The 20,104-nt window shown below is 41.3% G+C and carries 15 protein-coding genes and 1 pseudogene; 2 read left to right on the top strand and 14 right to left on the bottom strand.

Features of this window, described 5'->3' with window-relative positions; all coding sequences use genetic code 11:
• Positions 1-86: 86 nt before the first annotated feature.
• From JI665_RS20670 to JI665_RS20630, 9 genes are all read right to left on the bottom strand, one after another.
• Complete coding sequence (locus JI665_RS20670; protein ID WP_206843462.1) at positions 87-863, bottom strand: IclR family transcriptional regulator; 777 nt, start codon at positions 861-863, stop codon at positions 87-89.
• 44 nt (positions 864-907) lie between these two features.
• The gene (locus JI665_RS20665; protein WP_206843460.1) at positions 908-1,687 is read right to left on the bottom strand and encodes a fumarylacetoacetate hydrolase family protein; all 780 of its coding nucleotides are present in this window, start codon (positions 1,685-1,687) and stop codon (positions 908-910) included.
• 80 nt (positions 1,688-1,767) lie between these two features.
• Complete coding sequence (locus JI665_RS20660) at positions 1,768-3,945, bottom strand: malate synthase G (RefSeq protein ID WP_206843448.1); 2,178 nt, start codon at positions 3,943-3,945, stop codon at positions 1,768-1,770.
• A 216-nt stretch (positions 3,946-4,161) separates the two neighbouring features.
• On the bottom strand, positions 4,162-5,622 hold the full coding sequence (locus JI665_RS20655) for an FAD-linked oxidase C-terminal domain-containing protein (protein WP_206843443.1): 1,461 nt from the start codon (positions 5,620-5,622) through the stop codon (positions 4,162-4,164).
• Positions 5,619-6,977: a (Fe-S)-binding protein gene (locus JI665_RS20650; protein WP_206843426.1), complete on the bottom strand. Its 1,359-nt coding sequence runs from the start codon at positions 6,975-6,977 to the stop codon at positions 5,619-5,621. The genes JI665_RS20655 and JI665_RS20650 overlap by 4 nt, the downstream gene beginning before the upstream one ends.
• Complete coding sequence (locus JI665_RS20645) at positions 6,978-8,300, bottom strand: FAD-binding oxidoreductase (RefSeq protein ID WP_206843962.1); 1,323 nt, start codon at positions 8,298-8,300, stop codon at positions 6,978-6,980.
• A 61-nt stretch (positions 8,301-8,361) separates the two neighbouring features.
• A complete protein-coding gene (locus JI665_RS20640; RefSeq protein WP_206843424.1) occupies positions 8,362-9,054 on the bottom strand; it encodes a FadR/GntR family transcriptional regulator in 693 nt (230 codons plus the stop codon).
• 735 nt (positions 9,055-9,789) lie between these two features.
• Entirely contained in the window at positions 9,790-11,079 is a 1,290-nt protein-coding gene (locus JI665_RS20635; RefSeq protein ID WP_206843412.1) for a coiled-coil domain-containing protein, read from the bottom strand.
• A 340-nt stretch (positions 11,080-11,419) separates the two neighbouring features.
• Entirely contained in the window at positions 11,420-11,779 is a 360-nt protein-coding gene (locus JI665_RS20630; RefSeq protein WP_206843400.1) for a DUF2294 domain-containing protein, read from the bottom strand.
• A 183-nt stretch (positions 11,780-11,962) separates the two neighbouring features.
• Here JI665_RS20630 and fdhD point away from each other — a divergent pair, with 183 nt between their 5' ends.
• A complete protein-coding gene (gene fdhD, locus JI665_RS20625; protein WP_206843398.1) occupies positions 11,963-12,760 on the top strand; it encodes a formate dehydrogenase accessory sulfurtransferase FdhD in 798 nt (265 codons plus the stop codon).
• 129 nt (positions 12,761-12,889) lie between these two features.
• Here fdhD and JI665_RS20620 read toward each other — a convergent pair whose 3' ends face one another.
• The 4 genes from JI665_RS20620 to fdhF form a co-directional block, all read right to left on the bottom strand.
• Entirely contained in the window at positions 12,890-13,213 is a 324-nt protein-coding gene (locus JI665_RS20620; RefSeq protein ID WP_206843389.1) for an 8-amino-7-oxononanoate synthase, read from the bottom strand.
• 16 nt (positions 13,214-13,229) lie between these two features.
• On the bottom strand, positions 13,230-14,126 hold the full coding sequence (locus tag JI665_RS20615; RefSeq protein ID WP_206843387.1) for an HD domain-containing phosphohydrolase: 897 nt from the start codon (positions 14,124-14,126) through the stop codon (positions 13,230-13,232).
• A 226-nt stretch (positions 14,127-14,352) separates the two neighbouring features.
• Positions 14,353-14,919, bottom strand: coding sequence for a DUF1641 domain-containing protein (locus tag JI665_RS20610; RefSeq protein WP_206843375.1), 567 nt, complete (start codon positions 14,917-14,919; stop codon positions 14,353-14,355).
• On the bottom strand, positions 14,912-17,878 hold the full coding sequence (fdhF, locus tag JI665_RS20605) for a formate dehydrogenase subunit alpha (protein WP_206843373.1): 2,967 nt from the start codon (positions 17,876-17,878) through the stop codon (positions 14,912-14,914). The genes JI665_RS20610 and fdhF overlap by 8 nt, the downstream gene beginning before the upstream one ends.
• 90 nt (positions 17,879-17,968) lie before the next feature.
• Between fdhF and JI665_RS29275 the strand changes: the two are divergent.
• A pseudogene (locus JI665_RS29275) lies at positions 17,969-18,523 on the top strand (hypothetical protein).
• 92 nt (positions 18,524-18,615) lie between these two features.
• Here JI665_RS29275 and JI665_RS20595 read toward each other — a convergent pair.
• Positions 18,616-19,974 (bottom strand): LVIVD repeat-containing protein, encoded by a 1,359-nt coding sequence (locus JI665_RS20595; protein WP_206843371.1) that lies wholly within the window; start codon positions 19,972-19,974, stop codon positions 18,616-18,618.
• Between the last annotated feature and the right edge of the window lie 130 nt (positions 19,975-20,104).

The raw sequence follows: 20,104 nt of genomic DNA, 5'->3' as shown, positions 1-20,104 counted from the left end.
TCTATGTATTTACACAAAAATATTTGTATGTATATACAAAAAAATTAGCCCAATATATCTTTTTATCAAGATATATTGGGCTAAACCTAACTTATTCGGCTGACATGTCCCAGCCGGACGGAAATCCCTTGTCCTGTTCTTACCATTATAGATTTTAATGCATCAAGACGATCACTTGTCATTCTCATTGTCGGGCCTGAAATACTGACTGCAGCAATGACCTTGCCGAGGTGGTCAAAAATAGGAACGGCAACACATGTAATCCCGTATTCATTTTCTTCAAGATCAAGTGCATAGCCATTTTGCCTGACCTGCCCCAGTTCTTTCATAAATTCATCCTTATCCGTAATGGTTTTATCTGTATGGACCGGCATCCCTTTTCTTTCAAGGATATCAATAACAACACTTGAAGGCAGATGAGCCAGAATAGCTTTACCGACAGATGTGCAATGCATTGGAGCACGTTTTCCGACTTTAGAATGCATCCTTAGAGTCTCATTGCCCTCAAGCTTCTCGATGTACACAACCTCTCCCTGATCGTAAACGACCAAATGAATGACTTCATTAGTTTCATTTTCCAGCTCCTGCAAAAAAGGTCTTGCCTCTGCACGCAGATCGATTGATTCAAGCAGTTTTGAACTGATCTCCAGGAATTTATACCCTAATTTGTACTTGCCGGTCTCGCTATCCTGTTCTATATATCCGTACTGAACAAGAGTAGAAAGAATACGATAAACAGAGCTTTTATTGATATCAATCTGATTGGCAATTTCCGTTACGCCAAGACCGCTTTTTTTCAGGCTGATCAATGTAATAATATCCAGTGCCCTGCTGACGGACTTGACCATGTTTTCTCTTTCCACAACACTCACCTCTGGTGCAAAAACCTTAATCGATTACAGATAGATTATACCGTTTTTGCGCTTTCACGTGCCACTGCAAAAGTATTCCGCAGAGTCCCAATCTCTTTGATCTCACATTCGATAATATCGCCTGACTTAACCATCTCAGCTCCAACAGGACTTCCTGTAAGGATTATGTCTCCTGGCATCAGAGTCATGACATTAGTCAGGTAGGAAATCATTTTTCGGATCGGGATAATCATTAAATCTGTGCTGCTGTTCTGTTTCTCTGAGCCGTTTAATTTTGCTTCCACTTTAACCTGAAACGGATCCAGTTCTGTTTCAATTACGGGACCAAGTGGAGTAAATGTGTCAAAGGATTTGCCAATAGTCCAATGCCCATCATTATGGAAGAATTGAGGTGCAGTAACATCATTCCCAACTGTATAGCCAAAAACATAATCAAGCACATCTGACTCTGCTACATTTTTAGCTTCTCTGCCAATGACCACTGCCAGTTCGGATTCAAATTTCACCTCTTCAATGCCTTCAGGAATGATAATATCCTCATCTGGCCCTATAACAGAAGATACAGGCTTATAGAAGAATACAGGAATTTCCGGGAGTGTCTCAGGCAAATCTGATTTCACTGACACATAGTTAGCTCCAATTCCAATAATCTGATTTGGAACCAAGGGTGCAAGCTGTTTAGCAGCATCCTGAGAAAAACTCTGGCCAGTATATTCCCAATCTCCGAAAATATCACCTTTGATTTCTTTTAATTGGCCACCCTCTGAGACTCCTGTATATACTGCTCCATTAACTTCAAACCTAGTAAATTTCATCTTTTCCTTCTCCCCTCGATTTCTTTAAGTCTGCAGATCTTTAGAAAAACAGGGCATATCCATGCCCTGTTCTAAAACTACTACTGCTTAACAGCATACTTGGACTTCGCTTCAAGACGGCGGCGGTGCAAAATCGGTTCTGTATAGCCATTTGGCTGTTCATAGCCCTCAAAAACAAGGTCACATGCTGCCTGGAATGCAACCGATTGATCGAAGTCAGCAGCCATTGGGCGGTAAGCGGGATCTCCACTATTTTGTTCATCTACAACCTTTGCCATTTTCTTCAGTGTCTCAAGCACTTGCTCCTTCGTGCAGATTCCATGGTGGAGCCAATTCGCAACATGCTGGCTTGATATCCTTAATGTCGCACGGTCCTCCATTAATCCAATATTATTGATATCTGGAACTTTAGAACAGCCGATGCCCTGCTCAACCCAGCGGACAACATATCCCAGGATACCCTGTGCGTTGTTATCCAGTTCTTCTTGGACTTCCTCCGGATTCCATTGCGGATTTTCAGCAACCGGAATCTGCAGGATTTCATCACGAAGGTCCGAAATTTCTCCCAGCAGCTGGTTTTGCACCTTTTGAACTTCCACCTGATGATAGTGTAAAGCATGAAGAGTGGCAGCAGTTGGAGACGGTACCCAGGCAGTATTTGCTCCTGCGTTCAGATGGCCGATCTTCTGCTCCATCATGGCAGCCATCAGATCAGGCATAGCCCACATACCTTTTCCAATTTGTGCACGGCCCTGGAATCCTGTTTCAAGGCCTGTATTGACATTGGATTTTTCATAGCCTTTTAGCCAGGCTGTTGCCTTCATGTCATTCTTGCGGATCATTGGGCCAGCTTCCATGGAAGTATGCATCTCATCCCCAGTCCGGTCAAGGAATCCGGTGTTTATGAAGACGATGCGCTCCTTTACTTCACGGATGCAGGCTGCCAGGTTCAAAGATGTACGGCGCTCTTCATCCATTACACCAATTTTTAGTGTATTCCGCTCAAGTCCGAGCAGATCTTCTGTCCGGTCAAACAACTCGTTTGCAAAAGCAACCTCCTTGGAACCGTGCATCTTTGGCTTAACGATATAAATAGAACCTTCTGATGAGTTTTGGTATGGGCCATTTCCAAGTAATGTATGCTTGCCAATCAGGCTGGTAATTACCGTATCCAGGATACCTTCCTGCACTTCATTTCCGTCTGCATCCAAAATCGCATTAATGGACATTAAATGTCCGACATTCCTGACAAACATCAATGAGCGTCCTGATAATGAGAACTCCTTTCCATTTGGAGAAACATACGAACGGTCAGGGTTTAATGTACGTGTCATTGATTTAGCGCCCTTCGTAAAGTTGGCGGAAAGGTCACCCTTCATTAATCCGAGCCAGTTACGGTACACAAGGACCTTATCTTCAGCATCAACTGCTGTTACTGAATCTTCACAATCCATAATTGTAGTAATTGCAGCTTCAAGCAAAACATCCTTTACTCCGGCATCATCCGTTTTTCCAATCGTGTGGCCTCTGTCAATTTGAATTTCAAAATAAAGGCCATTATTCTTTAGAAGTACCGCAGAAGGCTGATCCTTCTCTCCCTGGTATCCGGCAAACTTTGCTTCTTCTTTTAGATTTGCAATTTCGCCATTATTAAGTACAACAGCCAGCTTATCTTCTTCCACTTTATATTGAACAGCATCTTTATGGGAACCGCTTGACAGAGGAGCGGTTTGATCAAGGAATTCCCTGGCAAACGCAATAACCTTTTCTCCCCTTACAGGATTATACCCGCCATCTCTATTTGCCCCGTTTTCTTCACTGATTGCATCTGTGCCGTAAAGTGCATCGTATAAGCTTCCCCAACGGGCATTCGCTGCATTGATCGCATAACGCCCGTTATTAACTGGAACGACCAATTGTGGTCCAGCCTTCACAGCTACTTCATCATCCACGTTTTCTGTAGTAATGTTAAAATCTTCGGCCCTTGGCTCAAGATAGCCGATCTCTTCTAAAAATGACTTATAGCTATTAAAATCAAAATCTTGATTTTCTCTGTGCCAATTGTTCAGCTTATGCTGAATTTCATCCCGCTTCGCCAGCAATGCTTTATTTTTAGGCGTCAGATCGTTTATAAGCGCTTCCAAGCCTGACCAAAATGGTTCCTGATCCACTCCGCTTCCCGGCAGTGCCTCAGAATTAATAAATTCATACAGCTCCCTTGCAACTTGCAGGCTTCCTGTTTTCACATAGTTCCCCATTATTCATTTCCTCCTTTGGTTGCTGCTTTACCATTTTAAGTTTAATGCGATTGTTTCTTATTACAAAACGGCGTTTCTAACATTCTCTTAAAAAAATAATAGCATGTTTCCAAATGAATTTTCAATAATTTTCACACAACTTTATTCTGCGATTTGATAAAATTTTCCAACATTCGGTAAATGCCCAGCCTTCTTCTATTTAAGGCTGGGCATTTCTTATGAAATTGCCTGGGCCTTCATCTCTTTTTTGATTTCAGCACATCTGCCTGGCGATGGGAACAGCTTTCCGGCATTCAGCAGATTATGAGGATTAAAGACTTCCCGGATTTCTGTCTGGGCAGCTATTTCTTCTTCTGTGAAAACAAATCGCATTTCTTCCCGCTTTTCTATGCCGACACCATGTTCTCCAGTTATGGTACCTCCAACATCGGCGCAGACTTTTAGGCACTGGCTCCCAGCTTCAAGAGCTTTCTCTGATTCTCCTGGTATCCTTGCGTCAAAAAGGACAAGAGGATGCAGGTTTCCATCTCCCGCATGAAAAATATTAGCAATTCTCAACCCCGATTCACTGCTAATCTGGTTGATCCTGCTCAAAACTTCAGGCAGCTTGCTTCGAGGGATGACCCCATCCTGAACCAGATAATCAGGAGAAATGGCTCCCATGGCACCAAAGCCTGTCTTACGGTTCGCCCACCATCTTGCTCTTTCCTCTTCACTTCCGGCCGCACGGACTTCACGGACATTCCTCTTTCTGCAAACCTCAAGGATTTGGTCGATCTGTTCCTCAATTCCCGCTGCAATTCCATCCACTTCTATTAAAAGAACTGCTTCTATATCTTTTGGATGGCCTACCGGAAAAGCAGCAGCTTCCACCCCTTCAATAGCAGTCTTATCCATCATTTCAAGGGCTGCTGGCACAATACCCGCAGATATTATATCTGATACTGCCTGGCTTCCATCTTCAACCCGATCAAAGTAGGCAAGGACAGTCTGCTTTCCTTCAGGGTTTTTTAGTACCCTTACAGTTATTTTTGTCACAATTCCTAGGGTCCCTTCAGAACCTGTGATCAGACCCAGCAAATCATATCCGGGAGCATCGGGAATACCGTCTTTGCCAATTTCCACTATCTCGCCATTAGGCATGACCACTTCAAGTCCAAGAATATGGTTTGTAGTAACTCCGTATTTCAGACAATGGGCACCTCCGGCATTTTCTGCAACATTGCCGCCAATTGTACAGCAGTATTGGCTGGATGGATCTGGTGCGTAATAATAGCCTTTATCGGATATTGAGTTCGTGAGTTTCAGATTTACAAATCCAGGCTCCACTACGGCGCGGCGATTTTCAAGATCAACGCTAATAAGTTTTTTCATCCTTACCATACTGATTATTATTTCTCCATTAAGAGGTATGGCTCCGCCGCTCAGCCCCGTACCTGCCCCCCTGGCGAGAAAGGGGAGATTGTTTTCCGAGCAGTACTTGACAATTTCCGCCACTTCTTGTGTATTCTTTGGAAAAACGACTGCCTTGGGCAAGTGCTTATGGATCGTAAAGCCGTCACAGTCATAAGCAACAAGATCTTCCTTCTGGTAAAGAATGGAACGGGAACCGCCCACAATTTCAGCCAAATTTAAGATATGTTTGTCCTGTGATTTAATCCGATCTTTCGTTCTCACTCTTTTCCCTCCTTCACACGGTCTTCCTTTTGGTAAGCCCAGTCAAGAAGCTGGACAGTATGGACAATTTTCTGATTCCTGCCGTATTTTTGAACTCCCATTGCCATTTGCAGCATACAGCCGGGATTTCCCATTGAGATCATTTCCACATCATCTGGAACATTTTCCATTTTGCTTTCAAGTACCGCATTGGCCATTTCCGGATTGGTAATATTGTATATCCCTGCACTCCCGCAGCAACGGTCTGAATTTGGCATGTGGACCATGTCTACACCAGGAATATCAAGGAGAATATCGCGCGGCTGCTGGCGGATTCCCTGACCATGCGCTAAATGGCAGGCATCATGGTAAGTTATTCTAGTGTTCATTTCACCCTTTGGCTTTTCATAGCCTGTATCATGAAGAAATTTTGAAATATCCTCAACCTTTTCAGAGAACTTTTCCGCTTTTGCATGCAGTTCCGGGTCTTCCTTAAATAATTCTGCGTATTCCTTCATCATGCACCCGCATCCGGCTGCATTAACAATCACTTTATCAAAGTCTTTGAATGCTTCCATATTCTGCTTCGCCAGCTTCCTGCCCATATCACGGTCTCCCGCGTGAACATGCAGGGCACCGCAGCATGTTTGGCTTTGGGGAATGACAACATCATTTCCATTTCGGGTCAGTACATTTATCGTCGATTCGTTAATATCACTGAACATAACATCCATAACACAGCCGGTCAGCATCGCAACTTCCTGCTTTGTCTCCCCTTTTGCTTTGATTACTTTAACGTCTTTATATTTCTTTTTTATAGGCTCTTTCACCTCAGGCATGATGGATTCCATATCGACAAGGTGCTGCGGCATGATATTGATTAATTTGGTTTTCCGGACCGCTTTTTGCATGCCGCTTTTTTGATAGAATTTCAGAAGGCCGCCTAGCGTATTTAAGCGATTCTGGTGAGGGAAAAGGTCATGAAGAAAAAACTTGCTGATGGCTCCTTTTACACCAGTCAATGGCATTGCCTGCCGAATCTGGCCGCGTGCTTCCTCAATCAAACCGCCAACATCGACATCAGCCGGGCATGCAGTTGTACAGGCGCGGCAATCCAGACATTGAAACACAGGGTCCATGAATTGCTCATTTACTTGAAGTTTCCCTTCAGCCACAGATTTGATTAGGTGCACACGCCCCCGTGGAGAATGCTGTTCCTGACCTGTCTGTTCATATGTCGGGCATGATTCCAGACACATTCCGCAATGGACACAGTCAGCCCATTTCTTTTCATCTGGCGGATCACTCCATAAATAGTTTCCCAATCCCGACGTACATGGCGGTTCCTGCTTTAAATCGAGTTCCCGGACACTCATTTAAATCCCTCCTATGAATCTGTTTGGGCTTAATGTTTTATTTGGGTCGACCTTTGTTTTAATCCCCTGGAGCAAAAAGAAATAAGAAGGTTTATTTCCCCATACATCCACTTTTTTCCGAAGTTCAAATGGAAGGTGTTTTGCAATCGCGTATCCTCCATCTTTTTCAGCGATCTGCCTTACATTTACAGCAGCATTGGCGACATCTGGCTCTGCTCCTCTAATGGTCACTTGACTCAATCCATGACCCAGACCTCCATGTGATTCGATTTTCACATTGAATTTATCCTGCAGCAGTTCAGTTTCCTTTAATACTTTTACCGCGTCGAGATTTACAGTTCCAATTTTAAAGGAGGCTTCAGTTTGGATTGGCAATTCCTTATGTGCCCCATTAGGGATGTGCCTATAAAAGCGGTCCCAAAACAAATCCGCGTTTTCCTTAGAGCTTATACTCAATTTCGCATCTTTCGGCAGCATATTTCCCACAAAAACTTCCTGATAACGAACTGAACTCTCCACATCTTCAAAACTCATGGCAACGGTGTAGGAATTTATTCCGGCAAGCTTATCTGAAAGTGCCGGATTCAGCAGCTCAAGCGAAACCGGTTCAATCATAGAATCCAAAACCTTTACTGCAAACGCCTTTATTTCCTCGAGATCTCCTTTTGCGAACGAAACGAGAACCAAACTCTCACATTTAGGAATTGGGCGAAGCTTTAAGGTTATTTCAGAAATTACACCAAGTGTTCCCATCGATCCTATAAACAGTTTATTCATGTCATAGCCGGCAACATTTTTTACAACTCTGCCGCCGGAGCGTATTACCTTTCCATCCGGATAAACTGTCCTTAATCCAATGACTGCATCACGGGCTGAACCATAGCCCAATCTTTTGGGTCCGCTTTCATTTGCTGCAATGACTCCGCCTATTGTGGCATTTTGGGGCCAAAAAGGATCGAGAGATATTTTTTGATTATGCTTTGCCAGATAATCCTGAAGGTCTTTAAAACGAGTACCGGATCTTACTGTTACTGTCATATCACCAGGTGTGTGTTCCACAATCCCTGTATATTTTTCAAGCGATAAAAGAAGATCTGCTTTTTCATTTAAGCCTCCGAATCCGCGTTTTGTGCCACCGCCCATAATGTTGATGGTTAGACCATTCAAATCTGCATGCTTAAGTACAGCTGCAATCTCATCTTCTGTTTCCGGTAAAACAATCAATTCCCCAGAGTTGCCTAATCGGCTTGAAACTTCATATTTACTTATCTGGTCTTCTCTAAAATAAGTCTTTAAAGTACTTATCGATTCTGCTGCTATCAACATATACACCCCGCTTGTTTCGTAATAACAAACAATGTTTCTAATAAATTTCAAAAAAACGTTATTGTTCCTGCAGGATACTTATTTGTAAAAGCTTCTCAACCAGCTCTAAATGTTCAATCATATTCTTATGTGCCTGATCCGGCTGCTTATTTTTAATAGACAAATAGATACCCAGATGCTGCTCTTCAATCTTTTTGGCGATATCATCCCGTGTTTGAAGATATTGATGGAAATCGATCATGGATTTTTTCAATGTTTCAGATATAAATTGCACAAATTGGATAAGTATATCATTGCCTGCTGCATGGGCAATCGCCATATGAAACTGATAATCTTCCTCCCATCCATGGATGGCTGCATCGGAAATCAGCTTATTCATCTTAGCCAACTGTGCTTCCGACCGATTTGCGGCTGCCATTTCAGCGAGACCTGTTTCAACCATTTTTCTTGCCTGGAATAACTCGTGGATGTCTTTAATGCCAGGATGCAAATGAGGACTTTTAAAAAGCTTTGATGAATCAAATTGGGATATGTATGTGCCTTCTCCCTGTTTTACATGCACAATTCCTTTGCCTTGCAGTGAGGTTAGAGCGTCCCTGACAGCTGATCGGCCGACACCAAACAGTTCGCATAATTCTCTCACTGATGGCAGTTTTTCTCCCGGCTTAAAGGATCCTTTGACAATCATATCTTCAATTTGCTCTGCAGCAATTTCAGAAATTTTTCGCGTTGAAATCTTTTTTACATTCAATCCTCTTGCCTCCTTTCTTGCAGACGTCACATATCTGATATGTTATATGTTACTTCCTATTAAATCACGGCAAATTGTAATAATCAATAAAATATTTAGAATTTATTAAAAATTCCTATCAGGATCCGAACATAGGGTTCATTCGGACAGATGTAGAAGAAATCCGGGAGGTTGAGTCCGAATACATTCCTCATTCGGACAGGTGTAGAGGATATCCGTGAAATTGAGTCCGAATTCAGTGCTCATTCGGACAGATGTAGAGAATATCCATGAAATTGAGTCCGAATTCAGTGCTCATTCGGACAGATGTAGAGGATATCCATGAAATTGAGTCCGAATACGATGCACATTCGGACAGGTGTAGAGGAAATCCGAGAAAACAAGTCCGAATACATTGCTCATTCGGACAGGTATAGAGGATATCCGTGAAATTGAGTCCGAATACATCGCTCATTCGGACAGATGTAGAGAATATCCATGAAATTGAATCCGAATACATTGCTCATTCGGACAGATGTAGAAGAAATCCGAGAAAACAAGTCCGAACCTGAGGTACATGCAGGCACAGTATCATAGAATCTGATAAAGAAGTTATTACAATCTCCCTCTTCGCTGAAAGCAAGAACCTGGAGTGAAAATCAACTTTCAAAATTTACAACGTAAAACAACAATCTATGTGAAAACAGCAAAAAAACCTGACTTCCACGTTTTCACATGAAAGTCAGGTCAATTTTTCTATTCTATAACGCGTACAACTCGGCCATTAAACTTAGTTTTCCAATAGCCGCTGGACATGTTTGCAACCGCAACACCCGTTGAGCTTTGTGAACCGATGAATTTACCGCCGCCGAGATAAATGCCTACATGGCCGTCCCTTTTATAAGTATCAAAGAAGACAAGATCTCCCGCTCTCATCTGGCTTGCTGAAACCTGGCGCCCAGCGAATTTAAGAGAATCTGTGCTGGCTCCTACACTAATTCCAGCCTGTGAGAATGCCCAGTGTACAAAGCCTGAGCAATCGAATCTTCCATTGGCGATATCATAAGCATTTCTGCCGCCGCCAAACACATAAACTGAATTACCGATATATTTATTTCCTGCAGTTGTCACAATGCTGATTGCACTGCTGCCATTAACAGTTGGCTTTGGAGCTGAGCTTGCTGACCCTTTTGCTTTTTGGGAAGCAGGAGATTGCTTTTGGGCAGAAGCTGAACCTGCTGGAGCTGAACCTGCTGTCTGTGCAGCTGGTGCTGTTTGCGCTGCAATGCTTTGTTCGATTTGAGCAATCATAGAAGCATATTTAACATCTTCACTTTGCAGCTTTGCCTTCTTATCTGCAATTGAATTTTCTTTTTCTTTTAGCTGCTGGATTAATGAGCTATTTTGCTGCTTTTGCTCTTCCATGATGGACTGCATGCCTTTTAATTCGGTCATCATGCTGGTTAATCCCGCTAACTCTTTTTCCACAGCAGCCTTCTTTTCTTCAAATGCCTTTTTATCCTGTTCCTGTTCTTCCAGTAATTGTTTGTCTGCCTGAACAAATGTGGTTACTGCTCCGACACGGTCAACAAAGTCACTGAAACTGGAAGCACCAAGAAGAACATCTAAATATGCCACTGTTCCGCCGCTTTCCTGAAACGATTGTGCACGCTGCTTTAGGATAGCGCTTCTCTTTTCGATTCTTTCCTCAATGATAGCCATTTCTGCCTTCAATTGATCTACTTCTGATTTAGTGCTTGCAATTTTAGTCTGCGTTTCTGCTATTAATTTATTATTATCTTCAATCGCCTTTTCTACTTTACTAATTTTAGTATTTAACTCAGCGATTTCTTTAAGTACACTTACCAATTCCTTATCCGCTTCAGCCAATGTGGCCTGCAAGCTGGAACGCTGCTGCTGAATTTGGCTTTTTTGATTTTCCAGTTTATGGATTGATTCAGCATTTACACCTGGGATTGAAAAAGCACTTCCAAGCCCAAGGATAATAGTTGTATTTAAAACGAGGAGCCTTTTTCTCAAAGTCATTACCCTGCTTTCTTATATGTAATTGGCCATTTATTAGCCGTATCAATATCAAACTATTTATCTATGTATATTTTTTAAGCGATTACAATAAAAAACTCTAGTAAATTTGTCTTTCCATGGAGGATTATACCATCCTTATTTGACAGACTTGTTATAGCAATATTACAAAAATATTTCAAACGTGACATTAAACCCCTTTTTTCGCCATCCTTATATGACATAATTCCCTATTTTACTGAGAGAAGATATCCAACGACAGTTGTGTACTGTTTTCCAAAAAATAAAAAAAGACTGGAATCCGCATTATAACTTCCGGATTTCAGTCTTTCATGAATACTTTTTAATCCATAAACTTTCTTTGGATATCCTGATCGAACACAAATACCGACATTCCAAAATCCCGTTCGATATCTATATCTACAAACAGGTCAATTAGTTTTGCCTGCAGAAATTCTTCCATTTCAGCCGGCCGGTTCTTTTTATACATCTCCTTGACCATTTCTGTTCTGGCAGCCCTAAGCATTTGCTTTCCCTCGTCTGCACTTGCTATGAATTTTTCCACAGGAGATAAATTACCTTCCATTTCACATATAGCCCAATGTTTGCAGAAAGTTGTCCTAACTTTGCTAGGTCCTTTGCCCATATGTTTTTTTCGGAAGGAGCGCACTAAATTACTGAATTCAGCTTCATACTTGTTCATAATCCAACCCTCATATACCCTATTATCATGTATAATTCCATTTATACATGTTCAATACAGGTTTCACTTTAATAAGTTAATCAATTAATACAATAATTGTCAAACTAAACAATTTTAATTTCTTGTTAAACTGAAATTATATGCTACTATTTTGTTAGTTGAAAGGTTCTAGGAGGAAGAATTATGGATATTCTAAGCAGCAGAAAAATTGTCAGATTTCAGAATGGAGTTCTGCAGGATGCAGAAGATTCAATTGTTTCCGAACACCCTCTCACAATTCATCTAAATGGGGAAGAGTTCGCAACAATGGTCTGCAGCCCAGAGAATATTCGGGAATTAACAATCGGCTTTTTAGCTTCTGAAGGCTTTATCAGGAGAATTGAAGAAATCAAGGATATTCAAATAGATGAAAGCAAAGGATTTGCGTATGTGGAATTACATACCCAAACTACTACAGCAAGCCATGAGTTTCACTCCAAACGGTTTATTGGTTCATGCTGCGGAAAGAGCAGGCAATTTTACTTCCACAATGATGCCAGGACAGCCAGAACTTCTACATCTAAGCTGACCTTGTCTCCCAGCCAGTGCATTTCATTTATGAAACAGCTGCAGGATGGCAGTCTGACTTTTCAAGAAACCGGTGGAGTACATAATGCTGCCCTATTTTCTGCGAATAATATGATTGTCAGCAGAACAGACATTGGCCGTCACAATGCTCTAGATAAAATTCTTGGGTACTGCATTGAGAACAGGATTCCTGTTAGGGATAAAGTCATTGCTTTCAGCGGCAGAATATCTTCGGAAGTTTTGCTTAAAGCCTCCAAGATCGGAGTAGGCATCATCCTATCAAAATCAGCTCCGACTGATCTGGCCATAAAGCTGGCAGAAGATCTTAACATCACAGCCGTTGGCTTTATTCGCGGTCAGTCTTTTAATGTTTATTCTCATCCTGAAAGGATCGTTGCAAGGGCGGAAGATTAATAAAAAGTTAAACTTATTTATTATTAGCTAGCAACCAAGGTGTTTATACGCACCTTGGTTTAAATTTTTTTCAGACAAAAAAGCCAATCAAGTTCTGATCGGCTTTTCACACTGAATTCAATTATTAATTTAATTATACAATGGAACTGGAGGATCAATTCCTAATACAGGCTGTCCATCTACTGTTAACCATACATAATAATGGTCAATCTCTGTTTTAAGTATCACTTCAATTTTTGCAATTAACTTCTCTTGCATTTCAAATGATAACCTTGCAGTTTCCTCTCCTAATGGAACATCTTTCAATCCCAGCAAATCAGCAATTTTCCTTGCATCTTCATAGGAAACTTCGACATATTTATCATACTCCGATAAATATGCAGCCTCCGCGGTTTTAGTACCTAATACGGCAGTCAAGATTACTGCCATTAAAATAAACCCTATCTTTTTCATTTTTTCCCCCATAAATTTAAATTTGATCTATAAGCTCCAGGAAAACATCCAGAATTTCAGGATGATACATAGTTCCACGGTAATTCAATAATTCTTGTTTAGCTTCTTCCTTACTCCTGCCCTTTTTGTATACTCTATCCGTCGTAATAGCATCATAAGAATCAATAATCGAAATGATCGAAGCTTCAATAGAAATCTCGCTGCCTATCAATCCCAGAGGATAACCTTTTCCATCAAATCTTTCATGGTGCTGCTCAACTATTTTTCCTGCATCTACCAAGAGCGGCAATCCTGTTTCCTCTAATATTTCTCTTCCGAAAACAGAATGTTTCTTCATTATTTCCCATTCCTCTGGAGTGAGTTTACTGGGTTTTTGCAATATTTCCAAGGGTATGCGCAACTTCCCAACATCATGTAGAAAAGAGGCTAAATTCAAGTTTACTAGTTGCTTAGAATCTAACTCTAGTGTTTTACCAACCAGCATAGAAAGCTTATTAATTCTTTGACAGTGATCTCTGGTATATCCATCTTTTTCTTCAATCGATATTGATAACTCCATCATTTCCTTTGTTACCTTACTATAATGAAAAAAAACTGGTCTTGATGTTACATAAAGAAATTCAGTGGTAGCTGCTGCTTCAAAAACATAATGTTCTTCTACTGGTGCCTTAAAAAAAGAATTCCCTGTTTTTATTTTCTTGGTTTCATTTCCATTTCTAAGAATTAATTCCCCAGAAAGAACGCATAAATATTCTAGTGCTTCCCAGCCTTCTTGGGGTTCAATCCCCCACATTGTACCAGGCTCCAGCTTATGATAAATAACCTCTGTCCCATCCCCCGAAGCAATCAGGGAGATTTGCAAGCCTTTCATGTGGACTGTTTCAATGAAACTATCTTCATTTATAATGCCCACTTTATTACCCTCTTTCTTATACTTCGCAAATGATGTATGTATTGGGTGGCAAACTAATAAACTTTCCTATATTGCCATTCTAGTACATGATTTTCCATTTTTCCACAAAAATTTTGCTATAAAATTGATATTAAAGAGAATATTGACAATATTCAAGGCTATTTGCCTAAACTTATCATTTCCAATAAAAAACCAGTGACCCGAAATGGCGGTCACTGGCTTTATTTCATTCTCTTTTGTTTGGAGGGACATCTCTTTCGTTTTTCTCCATTTTGTGCATTTTCTGGTCTTCTGGAAGCTGGGTGTTTCTTTCCATGTCACTTGTGTCTTCTCCCATTCCTTTTAGGAAAGTAATCAGAAGCGTAACTGCCCGATTGACTTCCGGATCTTTTAATGCCTTTACGAGATCAAGATAGCTTGTTTTTTCATCTGTATCTTTATATTCCGCAACTCTTGCAACTCCGGAGTTTAACTTTAACAGCAAGGGTTCAAGCTGCTGGACATTTATGGTACCAAGAGTTCCAACCATTAAAAGCAGGTTTTTGATTGTATTGGTAGCTTCCGGTTTATCTACTGCTTTAACAAGTACATTTAATACTTTATCTCCCTGTCCAAATAGTCCATTCAATAATGAGAGAACTCCCCGATCATGCATATGTCCGACAGCTGTAAGAAGCTCAAGAATAGGTTCCTTATTTTCGATCAGGGCATTCTCCACTTCTTCCAGGTCTTTTTTTCGTTTATCCTCGGGGGTTAACTCAAAACGCTTGATGCTATTAATCGCTTTAGCCATGCTGCTTCCGCTCCTTTTTCACCATTTCTCCAGGGAAGATATAATCTTTTCTTGCCCATTTCTTTTCAACATTTACACCAATTTGCGGCTGCGGATTGCCATAGCGGTGATTAATTCTAGGAAGCGGATTGCTTCCTTCTTCACTCAGGATTTCAAGCTTTACTTTCGTTTCCTTATATGCCGGTGTATCGGTATCCTTGTCGGCATAACTGCTTGTTAATAAATTTATGGCGGCTTCGCCTCTGTCATTCATAGGAAGGTAAACTTCCTTCCCTTTAACCCTATCCGTTATATGGCACTTTACTTTCACATTGCCATATGGCGATGTCAAACGAACAAGTGTACCGTCTTTCAACCCTCGTTCTTCGGCTAGTTCAGGTGATACCTCCAGGAAAACTTCTGGTGTTTTCGAGCTGATTCCTTTTGACTTGTAGGTCATATTGCCTTCATGGAAGTGCTCCAGAAGACGCCCATTATTGACATGAATATCATATTCCATTGGATATTCAAGAGCAGGAGTCCAATCTACTGGAAAGAGTCTTGCCTTGCCATCCGGGAAAGGAAAGCCTTCCGTGTAGAGGAGAGGACTGTCCGTTCCATCCTCAGCCACCGGCCACTGCAGACTATTGTATCCTTCCAATCTATCATAAGTAACTCCTGCGTATAGTGGCATAAGTCCAGCTGCTTCTTCCATTACTTCACTTGGGTGCGTATATGTCCAGCCCGCTCCCAGCCGATTAGCCACTTCAATGATAATCTGCCAATCCGGCTTCGAATCCCCAAGCGGCTCGAACGCCTGGTAAAGACGCTGAATTCTCCTCTCTGTGTTTGTAAACGTTCCTTCCTTTTCCAAACTTGGACTTGCAGGAAGCACTACATCGGCAAACTCAGCTGTACGGGAAAGGAAAATGTCCTGCACCACAAAGAAATCAAGCTTTTCAAAAGCAGCCTGCACATAATTGATATTTGAATCCACAAGCCCCATATCTTCACCCTTCAGATACATTGCTTTCAGCTTGCCTTCATGAATTCCTTCTACCATTTCGTGATTATTCAATCCTGCCTTTTCCGGAAGCTTTGCTCCCCAAGCATTTTCAAATTTCCTTCTCACATCAGGGTCTGAAACCTTTTGATAACCAGGCAAATTATCTGGGCTGCTTCCAAAATCACCTGCCCCCTGCACATTGTTGTGGCCCCTTAAAGGATAGGCACCTGCGCCAGGTTTAGCGTAATTGCCTGTTACAAGAAGCAGATTTGAAATAGCTGTACTTGTATCACTGCCTCCAAGATGCTGTGTGACACCCATTGCCCATAATGCAGAAACACTATTGGCTTCATGAATCATTTCTGCCATTTTGATTAAATTGCCTTTGGAGATCCCGGTTGTTTCTTCTGCAAATTCAAGCGTATATTTCTCCAGGTTTGATACAAATTCTTCAAGGCCATTTACTTTTTCCTTCAGAAACTTCTCATCCGCCCAACCCTGGTCGATAATATATTTGGTAATGGCAGAAAGCCATACCATATCCGTACCCGCACGAGGACGCACAAACAGATCAGACCGCTCTGCCATTTCATGTTCCCTTAAGTCAGCTACAATTACTTTTTGGCCGTTTAGTTTCTGGGATCGCTTCACCCTGGTAGAAAGCACAGGATGGGATTCAGACGTATTTGAACCAATAATCAGCACTAATTCAGAGTTTTTAATATCTTCGATTGAACCAGCATCCCCTCCATATCCCACAGTTCGGAATAACCCTACAGTTGCAGGGGTCTGGCAATATCTTGAACAGTTATCGATATTATTTGTCCCTATGACTGCCCTGCCAAGTTTCTGCATTAAATATGATTCCTCATTGGTACATTTAGATGAGGTAATAAAGCTCAATGCATCTGGGCCATGCTGTTCCTTAATTTCTGAGAATTTTCGTGTAATCATTTCCAATGCTTCTTCCCATTCTGCTTCACGGAATGAATCACCTTCCCTGATTAGCGGCTTCGTTAATCGTTCCTCACTATTCACAAAGTCCCAGCCAAATTTCCCTTTAACACATGTAGAGATTCCGTTGGCAGGTGCTTCTGCCTGAGGCTCCACCTTCAGTATTTCTCGGCCCTTTGTCCATACATCAAAGCTGCAGCCGACACCGCAATAGGTGCAGACTGTTTTGGTCTTTTTAATTTTCTCTTCCCGCATTGCCGCTTCCATATCAGATATAGCCAGGATGGATCCATATCCCGTTTCAACATTTTTAGTGATTTCAATCATTGGACGAAGGGTGTTTTTAGCAATGCCAGTCAGAAATCCTGCTTCCCCCTCCATTCCCTTTTCCATCATGGCATTACATGGACAAACCGTAGAGCAGTGTCCACAGGAAACGCAGGAGGACTCGTTAATTGGCACATCATTATCCCAGATAACCCTTGGTCTATCCCGCTCCCAATCAATAGTAAGGGTTTCAGTAACCTGGACGTCCTGACATGCTTCCACACATCTTCCGCAAAGTATGCACTGATCGGGATCGTATCTGTAAAATGGATGAGATTCATCCTTATCATAAGGCTTTTGATCAAACGGGATGCTTTGATGATTGATTTTCATCGACTTAACCGTATTATGTATTTCACATCCCCCGTTGTTATAATCACAAACCGTACAATACAATTCATGATTAAAGAGTATCTTATCCATGGCAATGGTCTGCGCCTGTTTTACATCTGGATCCACAGTATCAATTACGTCTCCATCTTTCATTTTTGTGGAGCACGAACGGACGAGTTCTCCATTGACAGAAACAATACAGGTATCACAGGTTTCTATTGCTCCAAGGCTCGGATGGAAGCAAACCTGAGGAATTTCAATCGAACTATCGTTTAATAATTGCAAAACGGTTTGATCCTGCTTTGCCTTGATTTCTATACCATTTATCTTTATATTGAGAGATTCTGGCAAATCAATCATCCTTTCAATAAATCTGTTTCTTAGGTTTTCACTACCCTTGCAAGCAAAAGTTAAACGTTTAGTTAAAGATATTGGCAGATAACTCCAGGCATTCTAACAAAAATAGATTTTATTGGACACAAAAAAACGGCTGTAAATTCAGCCGCAGGTTTAACAGCAAGATATATATTAAAGAAAAAATCATTAGGGGCTTTCTTTTTGCTTTGTACTCCGCTAATTGATTTAATTCTAATTGCAGCAACTACCATTGATTTGCACAGAGGAACAAAGGCAACCATTTTCCATGGCATTGCAGCAATTTATATTGTGTAACCGTCGCCTATGGATCTTCTGATTCAATGGGGAGACGAAAGATTTGCCTATAAGTTCGAAAATGGACCAAAACCCGAGAAGCCTGCAAAACACGGCAGAGAACATGCAAGGAGAGAAAGAAACGGATGGTATAGGCATCTTCTCGCATGGATAATTGGTTTAGTTTTATTAATGGCTATGATCCTTTTTATTGGCAATCCCAAGCAAACGGAGAGTCTCAAAGGATTAGCAAGAATATGGACATTGGCTCTTGCAATCGATTTTGCCATCAGCTTCAGTTATACTGTTTGGCCGAGAAAAATGAAAGCAGAAAACTCAAAGATAACTCTGTAGTTTCACAGGTCAAAAGTTTAACATTATAACCGTCCTTTTTTTAGGAGATATCAAAAAACAGGAGCCTTCTTGGGACTCCTGTTTTTTAAATATTATTGGCTGCCGTTTTTCTGCAGAACTTTCAATCCAGAACCCATATCGGATGCAAGTACATAATTGCGATCTACGAATACACCCCAAATGTTAGATTTGCTTGGAATATAGACACCAATTTCTTCCGGATTCGACGGGTTTGTAATATCAACTGTCCTTACACCCCCTGCATAATGTGAGAGATACAATGTGTTCCCCTGAACCTTTGGATCATGGACCGTCGCTCCTCCAGGAATCTTCTCAGTGAAGTCGGTTCTAAAAGTGCTTAGAAGCTTTGGATCTGTCTTATCTTTGATATCATAAATCATTGTGTAGCCATAGGCACTCTCAAAGCCCTCTCTGGTTGGACCAAATACCTCCCTTGTCTCTATAAGGACATTTCCTCCTTTAGCTAAATCCATCGAATGGGCTGCTCCCTGAACATCATTGGCGAAATCCGTCCTGCCCAGATAAATTGGATTTTTGGCATCGCTAATATCAAGTATGATTGTTCCTAAATCCCAGTACGAAAGGAAAGCTGTTTTCCCAGTTCCATCTGTTTTGACGCTATGAGCAAACGCTGCCCTTTGAATTCCTCCCTCATCAGTCCAATTATATCCATCATAATTATCATCGTTCACTTCAGGTATATAATTGCGCGGATTAAATTCATAAATTGTTTCAGGCGTTGAGGGATTTGTAACGTCTACAATATTAACATCCATTTTTTCACCATGAGAATACAGATCTGCATAGCAATTTGCAGTCAGCACATAAACATTATTTCCTTGAACGGTTAGGTAAAGTTCATGTGTTCCCCGTGCCCCCGATGTATCTTCCCAAAATCCCAGTTCCTTTGGTTCCCGAGGGTTTGTTACATCGTATAATACAAATCCTCCTTTTGCATTTGGGTTGGTTCGATCTACCTTTTGAACGCTGACTGCAGCCAAATCACCTTTAAAGTGCTTCGTATTAACAGTTTTTACAATTACTTTTTCCTGCCATGTCCCTGGAATATGAGCAAATGACGACACTTCTACTGGATTTGAAGGCTCTTTCATATCAAATACACGCACTCCGCCTTCTCCGCCATTTTTCGTATGTGTGCCTACATAGGCAAACCCTTTATGCGCATAAACGTCACCCGATGAATTTTGTACCCCCTCTTTAACTTCTTTTAGCGGAACAGCCGCAACTTCTTGAAGATTACCTGTATTCTTAGTGCCTTCAAGTAATGGTACAGATAATTCAACACCGGCCAGACTATCACCTTTTTCAATACCTCCACTGAATTCATCATGTGCAAGTGCTGTTGTGCCACCCGCAGAAAGTACAAGAGCTCCAGCTAATGCGGTTTTAATTAAGATTTCCTTTTTCAAATGGACTCCCCCTTAATATAATGCTGTATGTAGTCGGCACTCTAAGATTTAAGTGTCCCGAAATACTGCATTTTTATAGTAAAGAAAATTCAGAATTTTATACATCACCCAGATTTCCTAAAATTTCTAC

Source organism: Bacillus sp. NTK034, from assembly GCF_017303275.1.
GTDB lineage: Bacteria > Bacillota > Bacilli > Bacillales > Cytobacillaceae > Cytobacillus.
Note: the sequence above shows the minus strand (reverse complement) of the source record. Positions and strands in the feature narration are given on the sequence as shown.

What these genes read in the sequence shown, in the direction of transcription:
- fdhD (WP_206843398.1), top strand. Translation starts at nt 11,963, where the DNA reads ATGGATATTCTAAGCAGCAGAAAAATTGTCAGATTTCAGAATGGAGTT.
- fdhF (WP_206843373.1), bottom strand. Translation starts at nt 17,878, where the DNA reads ATGATTGATTTGCCAGAATCTCTCAATATAAAGATAAATGGTATAGAA.
- JI665_RS20665 (WP_206843460.1), bottom strand. Translation starts at nt 1,687, where the DNA reads ATGAAATTTACTAGGTTTGAAGTTAATGGAGCAGTATATACAGGAGTC.
- JI665_RS20650 (WP_206843426.1), bottom strand. Translation starts at nt 6,977, where the DNA reads ATGAGTGTCCGGGAACTCGATTTAAAGCAGGAACCGCCATGTACGTCG.
- JI665_RS20660 (WP_206843448.1), bottom strand. Translation starts at nt 3,945, where the DNA reads ATGGGGAACTATGTGAAAACAGGAAGCCTGCAAGTTGCAAGGGAGCTG.
- JI665_RS20620 (WP_206843389.1), bottom strand. Translation starts at nt 13,213, where the DNA reads ATGAAAAAGATAGGGTTTATTTTAATGGCAGTAATCTTGACTGCCGTA.
- JI665_RS20610 (WP_206843375.1), bottom strand. Translation starts at nt 14,919, where the DNA reads ATGGCTAAAGCGATTAATAGCATCAAGCGTTTTGAGTTAACCCCCGAG.
- JI665_RS20630 (WP_206843400.1), bottom strand. Translation starts at nt 11,779, where the DNA reads ATGAACAAGTATGAAGCTGAATTCAGTAATTTAGTGCGCTCCTTCCGA.
- JI665_RS20635 (WP_206843412.1), bottom strand. Translation starts at nt 11,079, where the DNA reads ATGACTTTGAGAAAAAGGCTCCTCGTTTTAAATACAACTATTATCCTT.